This is a genomic window from Candidatus Limnocylindrales bacterium, from assembly GCA_035559535.1.
Classification (GTDB): Bacteria; Moduliflexota; Moduliflexia; order Moduliflexales; family JAUQPW01; genus JAUQPW01.
The window spans coordinates 133,621-153,388 of sequence record DATMBG010000051.1 but is presented as its reverse complement, the minus strand read 5'-3'; the positions used below and the strand labels follow the sequence as shown (position 1 = coordinate 153,388).

15 protein-coding genes are annotated in these 19,768 nt (G+C 45.4%); 3 read left to right on the top strand and 12 right to left on the bottom strand.

From position 1 onward, the window contains the following. Window positions 1-74 precede the first annotated feature (74 nt). Complete coding sequence (locus VNM22_19180; protein HWP49288.1) at window positions 75-2,714, top strand: GAF domain-containing protein; 2,640 nt, start codon at window positions 75-77, stop codon at window positions 2,712-2,714. A gap of 64 nt (window positions 2,715-2,778) precedes the next feature. Here VNM22_19180 and VNM22_19175 read toward each other — a convergent pair whose 3' ends face one another. From VNM22_19175 to recA, 3 genes are read right to left on the bottom strand one after another with little or no spacing between them, the layout of a single operon-like run. Further along, window positions 2,779-3,291 (bottom strand): regulatory protein RecX, encoded by a 513-nt coding sequence (locus VNM22_19175; GenBank protein ID HWP49287.1) that lies wholly within the window; start codon window positions 3,289-3,291, stop codon window positions 2,779-2,781. Window positions 3,292-3,346: 55 nt separating this feature from the next. Further along, a complete protein-coding gene (locus VNM22_19170) occupies window positions 3,347-4,534 on the bottom strand; it encodes a type IV pilus twitching motility protein PilT (protein ID HWP49286.1) in 1,188 nt (395 codons plus the stop codon). A gap of 3 nt (window positions 4,535-4,537) precedes the next feature. Then, complete coding sequence (gene recA, locus VNM22_19165; GenBank protein HWP49285.1) at window positions 4,538-5,578, bottom strand: recombinase RecA; 1,041 nt, start codon at window positions 5,576-5,578, stop codon at window positions 4,538-4,540. A gap of 387 nt (window positions 5,579-5,965) precedes the next feature. On the opposite strand from recA, the gene VNM22_19160 reads away from it, so the two are divergent. Together VNM22_19160 and VNM22_19155 are read left to right on the top strand one after the other, a co-directional pair. Continuing rightward, on the top strand, window positions 5,966-7,825 hold the full coding sequence (locus VNM22_19160; protein ID HWP49284.1) for a diguanylate cyclase: 1,860 nt from the start codon (window positions 5,966-5,968) through the stop codon (window positions 7,823-7,825). Between the two features lie 137 nt (window positions 7,826-7,962). Beyond that, window positions 7,963-9,807 carry an SGNH/GDSL hydrolase family protein gene (locus VNM22_19155; GenBank protein ID HWP49283.1) on the top strand — a complete coding sequence of 615 codons (1,845 nt, stop codon included), beginning with the start codon at window positions 7,963-7,965 and terminating at the stop codon, window positions 9,805-9,807. Between the two features lie 52 nt (window positions 9,808-9,859). On the opposite strand, the gene VNM22_19150 is transcribed toward VNM22_19155, so the two are convergent. The 9 genes from VNM22_19150 to VNM22_19110 form a co-directional block, all read right to left on the bottom strand. After that, window positions 9,860-10,162, bottom strand: a complete 303-nt coding sequence (locus VNM22_19150) for a hypothetical protein (protein ID HWP49282.1) — start codon at window positions 10,160-10,162, stop codon at window positions 9,860-9,862. Window positions 10,163-10,255: 93 nt separating this feature from the next. After that, window positions 10,256-11,806, bottom strand: coding sequence for an NADH-quinone oxidoreductase subunit N (locus VNM22_19145; protein ID HWP49281.1), 1,551 nt, complete (start codon window positions 11,804-11,806; stop codon window positions 10,256-10,258). A 116-nt stretch (window positions 11,807-11,922) separates the two neighbouring features. Then, complete coding sequence (locus VNM22_19140) at window positions 11,923-13,494, bottom strand: NADH-quinone oxidoreductase subunit M (protein HWP49280.1); 1,572 nt, start codon at window positions 13,492-13,494, stop codon at window positions 11,923-11,925. 60 nt (window positions 13,495-13,554) lie between these two features. Then, window positions 13,555-15,720: an NADH-quinone oxidoreductase subunit L gene (gene nuoL / locus VNM22_19135; GenBank protein ID HWP49279.1), complete on the bottom strand. Its 2,166-nt coding sequence runs from the start codon at window positions 15,718-15,720 to the stop codon at window positions 13,555-13,557. A 258-nt stretch (window positions 15,721-15,978) separates the two neighbouring features. Then, window positions 15,979-16,290, bottom strand: a complete 312-nt coding sequence (gene nuoK, locus VNM22_19130) for an NADH-quinone oxidoreductase subunit NuoK (GenBank protein HWP49278.1) — start codon at window positions 16,288-16,290, stop codon at window positions 15,979-15,981. Then, on the bottom strand, window positions 16,287-16,784 hold the full coding sequence (locus VNM22_19125; GenBank protein ID HWP49277.1) for an NADH-quinone oxidoreductase subunit J: 498 nt from the start codon (window positions 16,782-16,784) through the stop codon (window positions 16,287-16,289). Before VNM22_19125 ends, nuoK begins: the two co-directional genes overlap by 4 nt. Before the next feature lie 132 nt (window positions 16,785-16,916). Beyond that, window positions 16,917-17,369 (bottom strand): NADH-quinone oxidoreductase subunit I, encoded by a 453-nt coding sequence (locus tag VNM22_19120; GenBank protein ID HWP49276.1) that lies wholly within the window; start codon window positions 17,367-17,369, stop codon window positions 16,917-16,919. Window positions 17,370-17,482: 113 nt separating this feature from the next. Next, entirely contained in the window at window positions 17,483-18,619 is a 1,137-nt protein-coding gene (gene nuoH / locus VNM22_19115; GenBank protein ID HWP49275.1) for an NADH-quinone oxidoreductase subunit NuoH, read from the bottom strand. Then, window positions 18,609-19,766 (bottom strand): NADH-quinone oxidoreductase subunit D, encoded by a 1,158-nt coding sequence (locus tag VNM22_19110; protein HWP49274.1) that lies wholly within the window; start codon window positions 19,764-19,766, stop codon window positions 18,609-18,611. Before VNM22_19110 ends, nuoH begins: the two co-directional genes overlap by 11 nt. Between the last annotated feature and the right edge of the window lie 2 nt (window positions 19,767-19,768).

Genomic DNA, 19,768 nt, shown 5'->3' with positions numbered 1-19,768 from the left:
AAACAAATGAGCTCCATTCTATCTGAGTCAGTAAATGGATTGTTCCGATATTTTTATGTCTCATGGACAGTGATTTGAAGGACAAATTCTCTTTAGAACAGGCCCTGGAGAAACGAAATCATGAGCTTTCTACGCTGGCCAGGAGTCAGCAACTCATTACTTCATCTCTAAATCTTAAAGAAGTTCTTGTTTTCATTGTGGAGGCCTGTGCCAATCTCATGAAGGTCCCTGCCTGCCATATTCGATTGCTTAATGAGAACAACGAACTGGTGTTTGCAGCCGCTTCAGGAGTTTATAAAGATTCCCAACAGGAATTTCGCAAATTAAAAATAGGTGAAAGCCTCTCGGGTTGGATTGTAGCACGAGGTGAACCCCTGATCGTTGAGGATGTTACGTTGGATGGGCGAAATGTCCATGCCCATATTGCGAAAAAACACGGCCTTAAGTCTTTTTTGGGAGTTCCTTTGAAAATCCGAGATAAAGTGATCGGGGTTCTGGGTATGATCGCCGATCAAACCCGGCTTTTTTCCGAAGAAGAGATCCAGCTGGTTTCCAGTTTTGCCAACCAAGCAGCTATTGCCATTGAAAATGCCAGACTTTATGAAGAATCCAGGGAAAAAGCAAAACAACTGGCGCTTATCTATGATCTCACCAATAAGATCAGATCAAGCCTGGACTTAGAGATCATCATTTATCAGACCCTGACCAATTTAAAAGACCTGGTGAACTACGATCATGCAGGAATTACTCTGATCGACGAATCGGGAGAAAATATCATTGTAAAATCCCCGGTAAGGGAAGGGAGTAAGAGTACTCCGCCTCCAGAGATCGTTTTTCCTCTTAAAGGGAGCGCGCTGGAGTGGATGTTGACCTCACGACAGGCCCATATTCAGAAAGATCTCAGGAAAAATCAGGTTTTTTTACCCGACCAGACTCTGCTTTCTTGGGGAGTTCGGTCTGTTGTCCGGGTTCCTTTGATGGTTAAAGATAAAGTTCTGGGTCTCCTCTTTCTGAATAGTTATCAACCCAATTACTACGAAGAAAAAGTCCTCGATGTCTTATATCAAATTGCCGGACAACTGGCCATGGCCATTGAAAATGCCAGACTATTCGAAGAGTCTGAGAAACGGCGTCGGGAAGCAGAAGCTTCCAAGTATCATCTGGAAGTAGCCATCCAGGCTGCCCAACAAAGTGAAGAAAAATTTCGCCAAATAGCTGAGAATATCGGTGAGGTTTTCTGGATGACTTCTCCCGATAAGAGCCAGATGATCTATGTAAGCCCTGCTTACGAGAGGATATGGGGTCGTACCTGTAAGAGTCTCTATGAACAACCCAGATCCTGGATAGATGCCATTCATCCTGAAGATCGTGAACGCATTCGAGCGGCTCTTGAGAAACAGATCCGTGGCGAGTACGATGAAGAGTATCGGATTCTGCAACCCGATGGATCAATTCGTTGGATAAGGGATCGGGCTTTTCCGGTTCGGAATGGGCTTGGAGAAGTTTACCGGATTGCCGGAATTGCAACCGACATCACCGATCGTAAGAAGATGGAAGCAGAGCTTCTGAAAGCCCAAAAACTGGAATCGATCGGTGTCCTGGCCGGTGGTATCGCCCACGATTTTAATAATATTCTAACCGCTATTCTGCTGAATATATCCCTGGCAAAAATGAAGGTAGATCCCGAAGGGGAGATATTTAAAAATCTCGATGAGGCAGAAAAAGCTTCCTTACGGGCAAAGGATCTAACCCAGCAGTTACTGACCTTCTCTAAAGGTGGAGCACCGATTAAGAAAACAGCTTCTATCGCAGAATTAGTCAAAGATTCGGCTAACTTTGCCTTGAGAGGCTCTAATGTTCGATGTGAATTTTCTATTCCCGAGGACCTCTGGCTTGTTGAAGTGGATAAAGGGCAGATGAGCCAGGTGATCCATAACTTAATCCTCAACGCCCAACAAGCCATGCCGGAAGGAGGGATCATCAAAGTAACGGCTGAAAATAAGATGGTTGGGGTCGAAGGAGAGCAAGAACTCCCTCTGCCCATGGGACCTTATATCAAGCTGTCCATACAGGATGAAGGAACGGGTATTCCTGCAGAACACTTGCCGAAGATCTTTGACCCCTATTTTACTACCAAACAAAAGGGAAGTGGTCTTGGGCTTGCGACAACGTATTCGATTATAAAAAGGCATGGGGGTTACATTGGAGTGGAATCCAAATTGGGAGTGGGAACTACTTTCTCTATTTATCTTCCTGCATCCCGAAAAGAAATTCCTCTCCCTAAAGATTCTATGGAAGCCGGTATAGAGGTTAATCCACAGATGAGTAAGAAAAGAATTTTGATCATGGATGATGAAGAGATCCTTAGAGAGGCTACGAGTCAGATACTGGAACAGATGGGATATGAAGTAGCGCTTTCCAGAGATGGAGTTGAGGCGATAGAATTATATAAAAAGGCCATGGAATCCCATCAACCCTTTGAAGTTGTGATTATGGATTTAACAATTCCAGGAGGTATGGGAGGGAAGGAAACCCTTCGGAGACTGCTAGAAATAAATCCTCAGGTTAAGGCCATTGTTTCCAGCGGCTATTCCAATGATCCCATAATGGCCGAATATAAACAGTATGGTTTCAGTGGAGTTATTTCAAAGCCTTATAAAATCGAAGAGCTAAGCCAAACCCTACGCAAAGTAATCCTGGATACGAATAAATAGGTTATTCCACTTTTGCAGAATTGAGCCTTCGGGAACAAAAGTAGAAGATTAACTTTACAACGTGCTAGCTTGGATGGCCTTCTGCCGGATCTTCATTTCCTGGACTCAAAACCTGTTGAATGATATCGGTCGGAAAACCTCTACGCCAGAGATAAGTATACAAACGCCGTCGCGTTTTAACATCTAGATCTGTTCCTCTTCCTTTTTTCTTAAGAAGAGCCCTTTTAGCCAGCTCTACAAGATCTACCTTCTGGTAGACCTCGGACATAACCTTCTCCACCACTTCTGAAGAAATTCCTTTGTGAAATAATTCTTGTTCAATCCGTTGAGGTCCATAAGCCTTCAAGTTCAATCGATTTTGTGCCCAGGTGCGCGCGTAATCTTCATCATCCAGGTAATGAGATTTTTTTAGATCCCTGATGACCCGGGAAGAGATTTCTGGTGGAATATGGTGGGCAAGGAGTTTATCCCGGAGTTCTTGAACAGATCTGGATCGTCGAGCCAGAAGCTTGTAGGCAAGGGTTTTCGCTTTAAGAAAAATTTCCTGATCCATGAAGGGGAGGAGCGATCCTTTCATAAGTTTAAAGCCTGTTTGGATGAGGCCGGGAAACCGATCTCAGGATCACCCCGGTTTAATACCTGGTAAACGCCCCGGAGGAGGGGGTTGGAGGTCGTTTGTTTTTTTCTTTTGCACCGGCTAAGGCAATCTGTTCGGCGGCCAATCGCTCCTTGATGGTATCCTCAGTGGATTGAATACCTTTGACTTTAAGGGCAAAATCACTGGGCTTGGTGCTCTGGAGCAGAGCTTCCTCATAAGTAATAAGTCCGTCTTGAAGAAGCTTCATTAAAGCCTGATCGAAGGTTTGCATTCCATATTGGGAAGTACCGGCGGCAATGATATCGGGGATCCTGAACGTCTTGGCCGGATCTACGATGCATTCACGAATAATATCGGTCACGATTAAGACTTCAACTGCAGGAACCCGTCCTTTTCCATCCGCTCTCCGAACCAGTCTCATGGAGATAATTCCTCGCAACACTTCGGCCAACTCCAGTCTGATTTGCTGGTTCTGATGGGGAGGAAACATGGAGAGAATTCGGTTAATGGTTCCCATGGCATCAGCCGTATGCAAAGTACTCATGACGAGATGACCGGTCTGAGCGGCGGTAATTGCCGTGGCCATCGTTTCCTGATCTCGCATCTCTCCAACCAGGATAACATCAGGATCCTGTCGAAGAGCGCTTCGCAGGGCTTTATTAAATCCCAGGGTATCACTCCCTACCTCTCGCTGATTAACCAGACTCTTTTTATCCCGGTGGAGGAATTCGATGGGATCCTCGATGGTAATGACGTGGGCATCCACATGGGTATTGATATGATCGATCATAGCGGCCAGGGTTGTGGATTTACCACTTCCGGTGATTCCCGTTACCAGGATCAAACCTCGAGGCTCTAAGGCTAATTCTTCTAAAACGGGAGGGAGGCCGAGTTCTCGAATGGTCAGGATGTTTATGGGGATTGCTCTGAGTACAATGCCAATACTTCCCCGCTGGCGAAAGATATTACATCGAAACCTCCCTAAACCCGGTATACTATAAGCTGTATCTATCTCATTGTTTTCCACAAATTCCTGTTTTTGCTTCTTATTGGTAAGAATCTGGGAAGCCATCGCCACCAGGTCTTCGTGTCGGAGTCTTTGATGTTCAGTAATGGGATGAAGATTTCCATTAACCCGAATAACGGGAGGACTTCCCACCTTAAGGTGGAGATCAGATGCCTGACGTTCCATCATCTGTTTTAAGAGCTCATTAACGTCCATAGATTACCCTCCTATCTCTTCCCCAGCTGGTTCCTGTAAAAATTCTAATAATCCATATTTTTCTCGGATTTTCTCCTCTAATAACCGGGTTAACTCCGGATGCTCCTTTAAATAAATTTTGGCGTTTTCTTTCCCCTGACCAATCCTTTCCTCTCCATAAGCATACCAGGTTCCACTTTTATCTATCAGTCCGGCATTAACGGCTAATTCTAGAATATCACCTTCCCGCGAGATACCTTCGTCATACATGATGTCGAATTCTACTTCTTTAAAGGGTGCTGCGACTTTATTTTTAACCACCTTAACCCTGGTTTGATTTCCGACAATATCCTGACCCTGCTTAATAGAAGCAATACGCCGAATTTCGAGGCGCTGACTGGCATAAAATTTAAGGGCTCTTCCCCCGGTGGTTGTCTCCGGGTTTCCAAACATGACACCGATTTTGTCACGAACCTGATTAATAAAGATAACCGTGGTTCGGGACTTACTGATGGCCGCCGTTAACTTTCTTAGAGCTTGAGACATCAGTCTGGCTTGAAGCCCCATTTGAGCATCTCCCATCTCTCCTTCCAGTTCTGCTTTGGGAACCAGGGCTGCAACCGAATCAATGATGATCAGATCAACTGCGGTACTTCGAACCAATATTTCGGTAATTTCTAAGGCCTGCTCCCCGGTATCGGGTTGAGAGATCAACAACTCATCGGTATTGACTCCAAGTTTTCTGGCATATTTTGCATCTAAAGCGTGCTCGGCATCAATGAAGGCCGCCACACCGCCTCGTTTCTGAGCTTCCGCAGCTACATGTAAAGCTAAAGTTGTTTTACCGGAAGACTCCGGTCCGTAAATTTCAATAATCCGACCCCTGGGAATTCCACCAACTCCTAAGGCAATATCCAAAGACAAACAACCCGTTGGAATAACCGAAACCTTCTCGATGGCCCCTTCCTCCCCCAACCGCATAATCGTCCCCTTCCCATACTGCCTGTCAATCTGGGCCATGGCCACCTCCAGGGCCTTTCTCTTTTTTTCGTTATCTACAATCATGGAATCTCCCTTCTTTATGCAAAAAAATTCATAATTTTTTATAAATATTGAATCCCTATTCTTATCTTTTTAGTTGAAACCATAGCAGGGCTCATACGATTTGTCAACTTCTACTTTTACAAAAGTAAATAACCGCCTCTAAAACTCTTGACTTCTTAAAGCAAAAAGATATAATTTTTCTGTCTTTTCCCACTGGCTATAAAAAGACTTTTCTATTCTTACCCAAAGAGATAAACAAAAGTGCATAAAACCGGTGGAGAGCTTAAATAAAGGCAAACTTTTTGCTCCATCTGATATCTAACATAAAATTTGAGTATTTAAAAGATGAACCTTTAAGAAATTTGGGACAGATCTTGTATCCATCCAATCCTTTAGATACCCAATGATATGGTCCATCTACTCCTGATCGATCCAAACAAGTTTTTCATCGAGGCTTATCAAAAGCTCCTGATAACGAAGGGATATATTTGCTCTTTTATAGAGGATAAAAACGTGCTTCAGGAGCAACTTGCTAAACCTGCCGATTTGATCCTGATAGATTTAGATGGGAAAGGATTGGAGAAATTATCCCTGGTCCGCCAGATCCATCCCCATGTTCCTGTTCTGGCTGTTTCAACCCAACTCTCCTTTGAACTTGTTCAAAACCTCCTCAAACTAAATATCCAGGATCTACTTCCTAAATCTGTAAAACCTGAAAAACTCTTTACCAGAATCGAATATCACTTGCAGAACTCTCCCTCCTTCTCCCCCGAAAAACCTAACCTGCTGGTCGAACTTGAAAAAAAAATACATGAACTTTCCACGTTTAATGAACTGGCCAGGACCCTCACCTCAACCCTTCAGTTGAAGGAAGTTCTTCAGATTATTATGGATAAAATTAAAGATTTGGTTAAATCCCAGGCCTTATCCCTGTTGTTGATAGATGAAAAAACGAAAGAGCTGGTTTTTTCCGCAACAGAGACGGCTGAAGCCGATAAATTGGAAGGAATTCGACTGAAGTGGGGACAGGGCATTGCCGGATGGGTTGCCAAAACCATGCAACCTATCCTGGTAGAAGATGTCTATAAAGATACCCGATTCTTTCAAGATATCGATAAGATGCAGGGATTTAAGACACGATCGATTATGTGTGCACCCCTTCTGTATCGCAATGAACTGGTTGGGGTTATAGAGGTTGTTAATAAGTATGGGGGAGGTAACTTCTCCCATGAAGAATTACAAATCTTGGTTGAGTTGTCTTCTCGATTTTCTGAAAAACACGGTCAGGCCTTAAGGTATCAGAATTTAACTCCCGAAACAGATAAAATCCTCAGAAATTTAATTGCCGAGGTAAGGAATTTTATAAAAGCAGAGGCCCTTTCTATACTGCTTCTGGACGAAGAGAAAAAAGAACTTGTTTTCTCTGCTTCGGAGACCCTTCGAGGGGGTACCGTCGAAGGATTACGATTAAAACTCGGACAGGGAATAGCCGGCTGGGTGGCCAGCACCAAAGAACCTCTTTTCGTAGAGGATGTAAAAAAAGATCCCCGATTCTTTAAAGAAGTCGATAAGATAAGTAATTTTGAGAGCAAGTCGATTATCTGCGCGCCTTTAATTTCCAAAAATAAACTCTTAGGGGTCGTGGAGATTATTAATAAGGCCGACGGGACTTCGTTTACAGAAAAAGACTTCCAGTTAGTCTTAACCCTTGCAGATCATGCCGCTATTGCCATTGAAAACGCAACCCTGTACCGACAGGTGGAGCTGGCGGCTATCACCGATGATCTCACGAAACTTTACAATTCCCGTTACCTGCATCGGTTTTTGATTCAAGAGCTTCAACGGTCCAAACGAGAGGGTTTTAAAACTTCTATTCTTCTACTAGATCTAGACAATTTTAAACAGGTTAATGATACCTACGGTCACCTGGTAGGGAGTCAAACGCTGGTTGAAGTGGGTCAGATTATGAAAAGTAAAGTCAGGGAAAAGGATGTGGTGGGACGGTTTGGAGGAGATGAATTTATTATTATTTTGCCTGAAACGGGGTCCGAGCAAGCCGTTGCCATTGCAGAAAGAATTCGACAGGCCATTGAAGACTTAAAAGTCCTGAGAGACTTCGATGTAGATATCTCTGCCTTGAGTGTCAGTATTGGGGTAGCCACCTATCCAGATCATGGATTGGAAGAGGAAGAACTTATCCAAAAAGCAGATCAGGCTATGTATCATGTTAAACAGCACTTCAAAAATGGTGTGAAACTGGCCAGTTAACTTCTTTGTCTCCTTGTCCATTGTCCTTTGTTCATCGTTGATGAGTAGCGCAAAATTCTTTACAAATTCGGTGAAAAGTGTCGGGCACTTTTAAGGCAACCCTCTACTGCATCAAAAACTCCAGAGGACAACGAACAATGAGTGGCGGATCATCCATGTGGAAAATCCTGTTGGTGGGGTTATGCACCTGGTTTTTTTCTCTTTCTTGTTTTGCCCAAGAAGAATTTCCTTTCTTAAACTCCTTAATTACCTCTCAAGTATTTACTTCTACCGATATTCAGAATCGCTATGCCTTCACCCTGGCTCTGGATCCAAAGGGTTATCCCTGGGTTGTTTGGATCGGCTATGATGGGAAAGATGAGGACCTTTTTTATAGCCATTGGAATGGGTCTGAGTGGACTGCGGAGGGCAGAGTGGCACCGGATGTTTCCAGTCTCGATAAAACTCCCTTTATCCTGGTGGACGGTAAAGGAACGGTTTGGGTCGCCTGGTCCCGCTGGAAAAGAAAGCTTTTGGGCTGTAACCCTTCTCTACCTACCCCTTTGAGGAACTCCGGACGGAATCTAGACCCGGTTGCAGGAACAGAATGCAGGGCAGGTTCTACCATCGAAAAGGATATCTATGTAACTTATTGGGAAGGTTCTGAATGGACTCTCCCTCAAAAAGTCAATTCTTCACAGGTTACTTCTAACCTATCTCCTCAGATGGTTATGGATCCTCAAGGAAGACTCTGGATTTTCTGGTCTGGGTTCGATGGGGTCGATGATGATATTTATTATTCTTATTGGAACGGCCATACCTGGCAACCGGAAGCCCGGGTTAATCCCGACAACGCGGTACCCGATGTAAACCCTTCCGTGAAGGCGGATGAGTCGGGAGTCATATGGGTTACATGGTATGGATTTGATGGTCAAGGCTATCGAACCTACGCCAGTTACTGGACTTCAAGGGGGTGGTCTCCACCTGTTGGGATAGAGAATCAGCGACCCACAACGGCTAACAGGCGACAGGCCCCCAGCAAGTTAAATCTCGCCCGTAATGAGACTTACATCGCCTTCGGAGATAGCATTACCGCCGGGGTTGGAGACGAAGAAAACCTTGGAGGTTATCCCCCCAGACTTGAAACTCTTTTAGATCAGCAGGTAGCCCTTTCGACCGTTCTTAATGAAGGATATCCCGGAGAGACAACTTTCCAGGGAGTTAACCGGATTGATAAGGTACTTCAACAAGATCAGGGCCGGTACATTCTCCTCATGGAGGGAACCAATGATATTTATCTTCATTATTCTACCAGTAGTATCGTCTTTAACCTGGGTATGATGGTGGACAAATCCCGTGCATTTGGAACCATCCCTGTATTGGCTACCATTATTCCCCTGCGTAACCTTCCGGGAGATCCCATGGTGGATCCCGGGAATATAGAAACGATGGATTTAAACGATCAAATCCGACAACTTGCCCAGGATCGGGGGGTTATCCTGGTAGATCAGTTTCAAGCTTTTAACACTTACCCGGACTATCGAGATACACTTTACGCAGACTTTCATCATCCCAATGGGCAGGGCTATGACCTTATGGCGGAGACCTGGTTCAACGGAGTGTTAGGAATACGGATTGAGGGTTCTGTCTTGCTTATTCAAAACGCTGCCAATTTCCCAATTTTCGGTCTACTCCAGACGTATCTGGATCTTTCTATAACCGCCGGGACCCTGGATCTTTACGTCAGCTTATCAACTCCGAAAGGCACCGTATATTATCTGGTAGGACCGAATAAACTGGGAGCACCCAACACCATCATTCCCCTCAGAACCGGACTTACCGTCCAGGAAACGGAGAAATTAATCATGAGCTATTTGTTTAAAGGTAGGGAATCTCCCGGTATTTATACCTGGACGGCCATGCTGGTTCTTCCGGGAACCGATGTGGGAAATATTTATAATTGGGTTAGTTCTTCATCGGTCAGTTTTTCTTTTGCTCCCTGATGGGAAAAGGCAAAAGGGAAAAACTTTCTTTTTCCCTTTTGCCTTTTCCCTTTCACTTTTTACCGGTAAGAGCAGGATTTAATCCATCCATCACAATAGGTTCCAGGTTGGTGTGTTCCTTCATCCATTCCCGGATTTTGCGTTCCCGTTGAACCCGATCTCTTCCCGTAAAGGAGAGAACCTCGATTCGTTTAACCTCATTTCCATCGGGAGCTCTTAAAATACCTACACTGTGGGCAATTCTAGGAACGGTAAGATCCTCAAAATGAATGATTTCGGCTTTAACAATAATCCCCTTTTCTGCTTCTCCTATTCGTTGGTTATGGACATTCCCGTTATACTCTCGTACGATCATACCAGGAGTATAAGAGTATGGAAGTGCGGGAGTATGGGACACCGGCTATAGGCCCCTACTCCCCTACTCCCCTACGTTTTATTATCGACTTACTTATCTTAAAAATTTCAGAGAATGGTCCGCCAACCGAACCAGTGGAGACCAGTAGACTCCAAATAAAACCGTCAAAATCATCAGAGCCCCCAACAAGCCCTCATATAAAGGATGGGAGGTATAAGCGTCTTGGGGACTCTGTTCAACGGCCTGGTCCAGGAACATAGCTTTAATAATTCGAGCATAGTAGTATAAAGAGATAACACTGTTCAGAAGTCCTATCAAGGCCAACCAATACAGTTTCTTCTCGATAACAGCCGCAAAAAGGAAGAACTTCCCGATAAACCCGGCCAGAGGAGGTATACCCGTTAAGGAGAACAAAAAGACGCCCATGGCACAGGCTATATAAGGCATACGCCAGGCCAATCCCGTATAACCACTTATTTCCTCACTTCCTAACCGATCGGAAACATAAATAACCACCAGAAAAGCTCCCAGGTTCATAATTAAATAGATCATTAAATAGAATATCATGGCCCGGATGCCCTGATCGGTCAGGACAGAAAAGCCCATGAGAATATAGCCGACATGGGCAATACTGGAATAGGCTAAGAGCCGTTTGAGATTGTTCTGTACAATAGCTACCAGGTTTCCCAGGGTCATGGTCACAGCCGAAACTATGGCCATCAACATGGGCCATTCTAAGTTACCTAGGGCTATCCAGGTTCCCGGCTGAGAGGAGGATGGAACCGACAAAACCTCATAAAAAAATCGAATCAAAGCGGCAAAACCTGCGGCCTTAGGACCGATGGAGAAAAATGCCGTAATGGGAGTTGGCGCACCTTCGTAGACGTCTGGTACCCACATATGGAAAGGAACGGAAGCAATTTTATACCCAAAACCGGCTAACATGAGAATAGAGGCCACCAGGAGTGTAAAGGACGGTAGTTGTTTCTGCTCGGCTAAAAGGTCCAATGCCTCATGGACCTTACTGAAGTTTAAGCTACCTGTCAATCCGTAAACGAAAGAAATCCCATAGACCATGACTCCTGAGGCTACTCCTCCGTAAATACAATACTTTAAAGCGGCTTCACTGGACTTCCGCTGGGTCTTCAGATATCCGCTCAGCACGTAGGAAATCACACTAACCATTTCAAGGGCCATATAAACCATGAGAAGATTCGTAGCCGAAGCAAATAGCATCATGGCCAGAGTAATAGCCAGTAAAAGCGTGTAATACTCTGCTTTTTCTACCAAGGAAACTTCCTTAGATCTCACCGAGATGAGGACGATTAAAATGGTTGCCAGGATAACCAGGATCTTAAAGAAAAGGGCGAAGTTATCCACGGCAATCATCCTGTGAAAGAGCCAATATCCTTCCAGGGGAGTCCTGAGAGCCGGAAACATCAGGATAACGGAAATCAGGGCAAGGCCCAATCCCATTAAAGTTAATCCGGCCAGAAGATCTTCTTTCTGAAAGAATCGAAAATTTAAGTTGGAACTCCTCAACTGCAAAAAGATCAAATCCACCAGGAAGAGTAGTACAATAAATCCGGATAGAATGAGTTCCGGGTAAAAAAAGGAGAGGCTTTGAAAATTACTCAGTTCCATAAAATAGAAAGCGATATTCCATGTGCCTGGAGTATCTAAAGGTAGTGGGGACAGGTTTGAAACCTGTCCTTACTTAGAAATCAACTTTAGACACTTTAGTCCACCGGAAGCATTTTTTACAGGAACGACCGGACAAGTTCATTGAGTTGAACCAGGGAAGTATTAAGCAAGTTGAGCACCGGCATTGGATAAAAACCGAGAATAATGACAATAATACCCAGGGGTACCAGGGTAAATAATTCCCGTTTGTTGATTTCTGGAAGGGTTGCATATTTAGGATTTAAAGGTCCCAGGAACACCCGTTGCATGGTCCAAAGCATATATCCGGCCCCTAAAATAACTCCGGTCACCGAGATCATAGTAATCAAAGTATAACGTTGAAAAGCTCCCAGAAATACCAAAGCCTCACTGATAAAGGCACTTAATCCGGGTAACCCCAGAGCTGCAAAGAACGCAAGTCCGGTAATACCACTATAAATAGGCATTTGTTGCGCCAGGCCTCCAAATTCTTCGATTTGTCGGTGATGTGCTCGATCATAGATGACCCCTACGATCAAGAAAAGCATGGCCGTGATGGTCCCATGATTGAACATCTGGAAGACCGCACCGTTGATCCCCTCCGGTGTAAAACTGGACATACCCAAAAGCACATACCCCATATGACTGATACTGGAATAAGCCACCAATTTCTTCAGATCTTTCTGGGCCATGGCGCATAGAGCTCCGTAGATAATATTTATCATTCCCATAACGGCTAGGAAATACGAGAACTGGACGGTCGCCTGGGGGAGCATGGGATAATTGATTCGAAGGAGTCCGTAAGTGCCCATTTTAAGCAGGATACCAGCCAGAATGACACTAATCGCTGTAGGGGCTTCTACGTGGGCATCGGGTAACCAGGTATGAAAAGGAAAGACCGGAACCTTAATAGCAAACCCAATATAAAGGGCTACCCAAAGCCACCACTGGGCTCTTGGGCTGTAAGAGGCATGGGATGCCATCAATTTGGTCATATCGAAGGTATGCGGCTCATGAACGAAATAGAAGTATAAGATACAGATGAGCATGAGGGCACTTCCTACCAGGGTATATAAGAAGAATTTAATGGCTGCGTAAGGACCTCCTCGAACCATTCCATCAGGATCTACCCGAGAGGGGCTTCCCCAAATTCCGATAAGGAAATACATGGGAAGGAGCATCACTTCCCAGAAAATAAAGAACAGGAAGAAGTCCAGAGCTGCGAAAACTCCCATCATTCCGGTATCCAAAAGCAGGAAAAGACACAGATAACCTCGAACGGCTTTATCAATTCCCCAGGAGGCAAAAATACAGAGAAAGCTCAGGAGGGCTGTTAACAGAACCATGGAAACGCTGATTCCATCAATCCCAAGGAAATAATCGATATTGAAATAAGGAATCCAGGGCGCATGTTCTACAAACTGGAAATCAGTCGAGGTACGATTAAATTTGAGGAAAATATAAAAAGCCATGACCAGGGGGAAGAAGGTCGTAAGGGCTGCGACCCGTTTCATGAGCTCCTCTTGTCCCTTGGGAAGGAAAAGAATAATCGCTGCGCCTATTAAAGGAAAAAAGATAATCCAGGATAACACATGCTTTTCCAGCATAAAAAGAGAAATCAGTCCCGGAATGGCTACCAGAATATAGGCTAATCGTGCCAGTATTTCCATGCTCTCAAGTCAGAAACCGGAAGGCAGAAGACGCGAGAAATTCTGACTTCCAGCCTTTAATTAAATAAACGTTCTTATCAGGATAATAATAACCACTCCGCCTAAGACGGCGAAAAGATAGCTTTGAACCTGTCCGGTCTGAACTTTTCTTAATCGACTTCCCGAAAAGATCGTTCCACTTGCCAGGGTATTGACAATTCCATCCACAAACCTGAGATCCAGCCAGCCATTAAAGGTGGAAAACGCCGCCGTAACGCGTGCGCTCCCATTGACAATTCCATCTATAAACTTCAGATCAAATCGGGCAGAAGCCGTCGTAAGGGCTAGAAGCCCATTAACAAAAACAGCCTGGTAGATTTCGTCTACGTAGTACTTGTTCAAAAGGAGCTCGTAGAGTCTACTCAACCGGACCGATAGCAAATCCGGTAATTCCGGCATAATCAGGTACATGACCGCGGCCACTGCCATCCCTCCCAAGGCAACAGCCATGGAGATCATCATAAGAAAAATTTCCAATACCGTGGAATGTTCACCAGTTTCAGCAGCTACAGGCGCCACTCCGCCATGACCCCCAAAGACCGGATCCAGAAAATGAGGTACGCCAAACCATCCTCCGATAACCGAAAGAACAGCCAATGCGATAAGAGGATACGTCATAGTCCCCGGAGACTCCCGGGGTTCCCGCTGCGGAGACAGGGAGATTATTTTCTCATTTCCATGTCCCTGAAGTCCTATGCCTCCAGGGCCTTGTGGCTTCGCATCCTTTCCATGTCCCCCATGTGGCTCGGCAGGTTCTGAGCGGAGTTCTCCGAAAAAAGTCATAAATACCAGACGAGACATATAAAAAGCCGTAAAGCCTGCCCCCAGAAGACCTATTAACCAGAGTAACTTAGGTAGAAAGGGCAAAACAGGATGGGAGTAGTTAAAAACGTTCCATAATATTTCATCTTTACTGAAAAAGCCTGCAAAAGGAAAGATCCCACAAATGGCCAGCCAGCCGATGAGAAAAGTTCGAAAGGTTGTAGGGAGATATTCTCTTAACCCCCCCATATCTCGTATATCCTGTTTTCCCCCCATGGCATGGATAACACTTCCAGCCCCTAAGAATAACAAAGCCTTAAAGAAGGCATGGGTCATAAGGTGAAAGATACCGGCCCCATAGGCAGCAACACCCATTCCCAGGAACATATATCCCAACTGACTCACCGTCGAGTAAGCCAGAATCCTTTTAATATCATTTTGTACCAGACCAATAGTTGCTGCAAAGAAGGCCGTTGCGGCACCAATCAGGGCCACGAGGGTCAGGGTAACCGGAGCCATGCTGTACAGGAAGTTTAATCTTCCGATCATATAGACTCCGGCTGTAACCATGGTTGCTGCATGGATGAGGGCGCTCACCGGGGTAGGACCTGCCATGGCATCGGGCAGCCAGATGTAGAGGGGAATTTGGGCAGATTTACCTGTAGCTCCCAAGAACAGAAAGAACGTGATAAACGTGGCTGCCGGAATACCCAGAATCGTATCCTCTGCCAGTAAGTAGGCATGCTCCCCGATTTGTCTAAAGTTAACGGTCCAAATCCCATGCCCTCCCAAAGACCAAAATAATGCAAAGATTCCGATCAGGAATCCAAAATCACCAATACGGTTCACCACAAAGGCTTTCATCCCTGCCACGGCGTTAGCCTGTTTTCTATACCAAAAGCTGATAAGGAGATAAGAGCAAAGCCCAACCCCTTCCCAACCCACAAACATCAAGAGAATATTATCTGCTAAAACAAGAAGCAACATGGAGAAGGCAAAAAGGTTCAGGTAAGAAAAGTATCGCCAGTAGCTGACATACCGATAACCCTGTTCATCATATTCATCGTGACCCATGTAACCTATGGAGTAGAAGTGAATTAAGAATCCTACTCCCGTTACGACAAGAATCATGATTCCGGAAAGGGGATCAATCAGGAAGGAGACCTCTGTTTTTAAGTTCCCGATATGGAACCAGGTATAGACCGTATTCACCAGAACTCTTTGATCTACCGGACGTAGGAGCAGATGAATAAAGCTGAAAAGAGAGATCAAAAAGGAGATAAAAACAGTTCCACAGGCTATCTGACTGATCAGACGCTTACCTTTTTCTTCACCGAGGGTTTTAATAAATCGATAACCCAACAAACCGTTTATCACGGCCCCTAATAAGGGCATTAGAGGGATGATCCAGATCAAGTGTTGCATGCCCAAAGTTCCGAAGTTCAAAGTCTAAAGTCCAAACGGAGAGTTCACTTATAACCCGCAACTGCCTCATTCCTACCCTCCTCCTTTCCTGAAGTCCCGTTTTCCCTGTCAGACGGGGTTAACCGGGTCGTATGGGGTGCTCCGTCAATCTGGAAAACCCGAAGTTCCTACCCCCCATTGATGGAGATTAGGGAGGAAGGAGGGGGGTAAGGTACTCGCTATGCGCTACTCGCCAATTAGACTTTAGATTTTCTTTTTTTATCCTTTCATGAGATCGGCTTCATCCAGGTTAACCGTATCCAGTTGCCGGTAGATATTTAGTACGATGGCCAGAGCCACCGTAGCCTCTGCTGCGGCCAACATAATAATGAAGATGGCAAACATAATTCCATCGATGTTCAGAGTTCCAAAACGAGCAAAGGCCACAAAATTAAGGTTAGCAGCGTTGAAAATTAATTCAACGCCCATAAGGACGGCTACAGCGTTGCGTCGGGTTAAAACACAGAAAAACCCCAGGCAGAATAATATGGCACCCACCAGGAGGTAATGTTCCAGCACGATCATATTCATTTTTTAACCCTTCCCCTTGCAATGAATACCGCCCCTACCAGGGCAGTTAAAAGAACCAGGGAGGCTATTTCAAAGGGAAGGAGATAATCTGTCATAAAAAGAGTTCCGATTCGGGCTGTGGTTGGGGTTAATTCCGGTACGGGAACTGTCGGCCATTGGGTTCGATAAACCACGATGCTCAATAAACCAAGGAAAGATAAAACAACGATGGCGGCGGGAGCCAACCGCATGGATTCATTGCTCAAATTTACTTCATGGATTTTATGGGTCAGCATGACCCCGAATAAAAGTAACACGAGAATCCCACCCACATAAATCAACAATTGCGTGGCTGCAAGGAAATCGGCAGCTAAAAGGACATATAATCCGGCTATTCCAAAGAAAGTAAAAAGTAGGGAGAAGGCCGAATAAACGATATTTTGGGAGAAGACCACCATACCTGCAGAAATAATGGTAATAGCTGCAAAGATGGTAAAGATAATGGCTAACAGCATACGTAAGACCCGGGGATTTTGGGACGCGGAGACAAAGAGACACGGGGACGCGGGGACACGGAGACACGGGGAAGTCTATCTCCACGTCTCTGCGTCCCCAGGGCTCCGTGTCCCAAAATCCCCGGGTCTTCATTAATAAGAGACTCCTTTCTTGGCGAAACGAAGAAGCAAGTCTGATCGGTCATAGACGGTATACTCATAGGCCTCGGTCATGATCAGGCATTCTGTAGGACAGGGTTCTGTACAAAGCCCGCAATAGCAACACAAGGTCATATCGATATCAAACTGGGTAACATATAATCTTTTCTTGGTCCCATCTGAAGTTACCCCCAGGTCTACCTCTTTAGGAGCTTTAGGAGCATCGATGTAGATACAGTTCACCGGACAGGCCCTGGCGCACTGGAGACATCCTATACAATCTTCTATTTTGCAAAACAACATGCCTCGGGTTCTTTCTGGATAATCCAGTTTTTCATGGGGATATTGTAAAGTAACCGGTTTAGTAAATAGATGACGCCAGGTTACTTTCATTCCTATGAGAATAGACCGGACTGCTTCAAAAATATTTTGAAAATATGCTTTCATAAAGCTGTCTGTTCTTTATTGTTCATTGTGTCTCCATGTCCCCGTATCTCTTTGTCTCCGCTCCAGGTTTACCTGGCTAGATTCCCAGATCAACAACAGATAACGAGGTTTTATTAAGCTGACTGCAGGAGCAGCATCCAGGCACTAACGCCGAACAAACAAGCAAAGGCAAAGGGAAGGAGAACCTTCCAGGAGACGTACATAAGCTGATCCACCCGTAAGCGGGGTAAGGTCCAGCGTAGCCACATCATAATGAAAACAAGGGCAATTCCCTTAAGGACAAATATGATAGGATTTAAAAAGGCGAAGGCTGAGGGAAAAATAGGGAATTCCCAACCTCCCAAAAACAGAGTGGTGACGATGGTTCCCACTAAAAACATGTTGGCATATTCGGCCAGGAAAAAGAAAGCAAAGCGCATTCCGGTATATTCAGTGTGATAACCCGCTACCAGTTCAGATTCTGCCTCTGGGATATCGAAGGGGGTTCGGTTAACCTCGGCCAAAGCTGCAACGAAATAAATAATGCAGGCCACAAAGCCAAAGGGAGGATTACGAAAAATAAACCAATTCCAAAATCCTCCACTTTGTGCTAAGACGATATCTCGCATGCTCAAGCTCCCTGCTGGCAGAACGGCTGCCAGTAAAGCAATTCCTACTGGGATTTCATAGCTGATAATCTGAGCTGCTGAGCGCATGGCTCCATAAAGGGCCCATTTATTATTGGAAGACCAGCCGGCCATGATAATACCGATAACAGTCAGAGATGAGACGGCCAGAATATAAAAGATTCCGATGTTCAGGTCTGCAACCATGAGATTTTCACTGAAGGGCACAACGACAAAGGCCGAGAATGCTCCAACAAAGACGATGATGGGAGCTATAACAAACAGGGGTTTATCGGCTAAAGCGGGGATGATATCCTCCTTAAGAAAGAGCTTGATGCCATCAGCGATGGATTGAAGCCAACCATGTCGCCCCACCTCCATGGGTCCGTAGCGGTCTTGCATATGCCCTGCAACTTTTCGTTCCAGCCAGACAAAAAACATGACCAGGATCGCAATAAAACCCAGAATAATAGCACTGGCCGCCACCATGGCCATCAGATACAGGAGAGGTCTGGGAAGGATTTCCAAGAACTCATAACTATTGACGAGCTGGTCTACAAAATTACGCATCGGGGGATGGTAAGGGATTGAAGCAGTGGGGTCATGTAACTTCCCCACTGGTTTCAGTCCCTGACTACCGATCAATCTCTCCGAGTACGATGTCCAGACTTCCGACGATGGCTACCATATCTGCAATCATTCCACCTCGAGCGATCTCATGAAATACACTCATGGCCGTGAAGCAGGGGGAGCGAACTTTCAGGCGATAAGGTTGTTGAGAGCCATCACTGATCAAATAGTAACCTAACTCACCTCGAGGGGTTTCGGTACGGACATAGACTTCCCCTTTGGGGGGTTTAATAGCTTTTAATCCTTCCGGGGCCATAACCTCTCCTGGGGGTATCTGGTCCAGGGCCTGGCGAATGATCTTAATGCTCTCTCCCATTTCCCGGATTCGGACCCAATACCGGTCCCAGCAATCCCCTACGGTTCCCATCTCACCGGTTCCAACCGGAATATCGAACTCAAACCGGTCGTAGATGGAATAGGGATCATTCCTTCGCAGATCCCACTTCATGCCGGAGCCTCGAAGATTAGGACCGGTAACCCCATAACTGATAGCCAAATCCAGGGGCAGGACTCCTACATTAGCCGTCCGTTCAATGAAAATTTTATTGAAGGTTAAAAGGTCATTGTACTCTTTAATTTTAGGTTCAAAGTAATCGATAAACGCCCGGGTTTTTTCAAGCCAACCCGGTGGGACATCCTTAGCAACCCCGCCGATTCGGGGATAATTATAGAGAAGGCGTGCCCCGGAAGCTTCCTCGAAAAGATCCAAAATTTTTTCCCGATCCCGGAAGGCATGCATAAAAGGGGTAAAAGCCCCTATATCCAGACCATAGGTCCCAAAAGCCAGCAAATGACTGGCAATTCGATTCAGTTCTGCCACAATGACCCGGATATATTCCGCCCGCTCCGGCACTTTGATTCCCATTAACTTTTCAACGGCGATCACATAACCCAACGCGTTGTTCATGGAACCCACATAATCCATCCGGTCGGTGTAGGGAATAACCTGGGGGTAGGTTACGTTTTCCGCATGTTTCTCAAAACACCGATGCAGATAACCGATATGGGGAATTGCCTCTTTAACAACTTCCCCATCGGTCCTCAGGACCAACCGTAGAACTCCATGGGTACTGGGATGCTGAGGCCCCATGTTAAGGAGCATCTCATCACTTTTGAGTTCTCCCTTGATCCCTTCTTTAAGAAGATCCGCTGTTTCTAACATAG

Bases quoted from the DNA above. Each gene is read 5' to 3' on its own strand.
- VNM22_19175 (HWP49287.1), bottom strand. From the start codon at position 3,291: ATGAAAGGATCGCTCCTCCCCTTCATGGATCAGGAAATTTTTCTTAAA.
- VNM22_19170 (HWP49286.1), bottom strand. From the start codon at position 4,534: ATGGACGTTAATGAGCTCTTAAAACAGATGATGGAACGTCAGGCATCT.
- recA (HWP49285.1), bottom strand. From the start codon at position 5,578: ATGATTGTAGATAACGAAAAAAAGAGAAAGGCCCTGGAGGTGGCCATG.
- VNM22_19160 (HWP49284.1), top strand. From the start codon at position 5,966: ATGGTCCATCTACTCCTGATCGATCCAAACAAGTTTTTCATCGAGGCT.
- VNM22_19155 (HWP49283.1), top strand. From the start codon at position 7,963: ATGAGTGGCGGATCATCCATGTGGAAAATCCTGTTGGTGGGGTTATGC.
- VNM22_19150 (HWP49282.1), bottom strand. From the start codon at position 10,162: ATGATCGTACGAGAGTATAACGGGAATGTCCATAACCAACGAATAGGA.
- VNM22_19145 (HWP49281.1), bottom strand. From the start codon at position 11,806: ATGGAACTGAGTAATTTTCAAAGCCTCTCCTTTTTTTACCCGGAACTC.
- VNM22_19140 (HWP49280.1), bottom strand. From the start codon at position 13,494: ATGGAAATACTGGCACGATTAGCCTATATTCTGGTAGCCATTCCGGGA.
- nuoL (HWP49279.1), bottom strand. From the start codon at position 15,720: ATGCAACACTTGATCTGGATCATCCCTCTAATGCCCTTATTAGGGGCC.
- nuoK (HWP49278.1), bottom strand. From the start codon at position 16,290: ATGAATATGATCGTGCTGGAACATTACCTCCTGGTGGGTGCCATATTA.
- VNM22_19125 (HWP49277.1), bottom strand. From the start codon at position 16,784: ATGCTGTTAGCCATTATCTTTACCATCTTTGCAGCTATTACCATTATT.
- VNM22_19120 (HWP49276.1), bottom strand. From the start codon at position 17,369: ATGAAAGCATATTTTCAAAATATTTTTGAAGCAGTCCGGTCTATTCTC.
- VNM22_19110 (HWP49274.1), bottom strand. From the start codon at position 19,766: ATGTTAGAAACAGCGGATCTTCTTAAAGAAGGGATCAAGGGAGAACTC.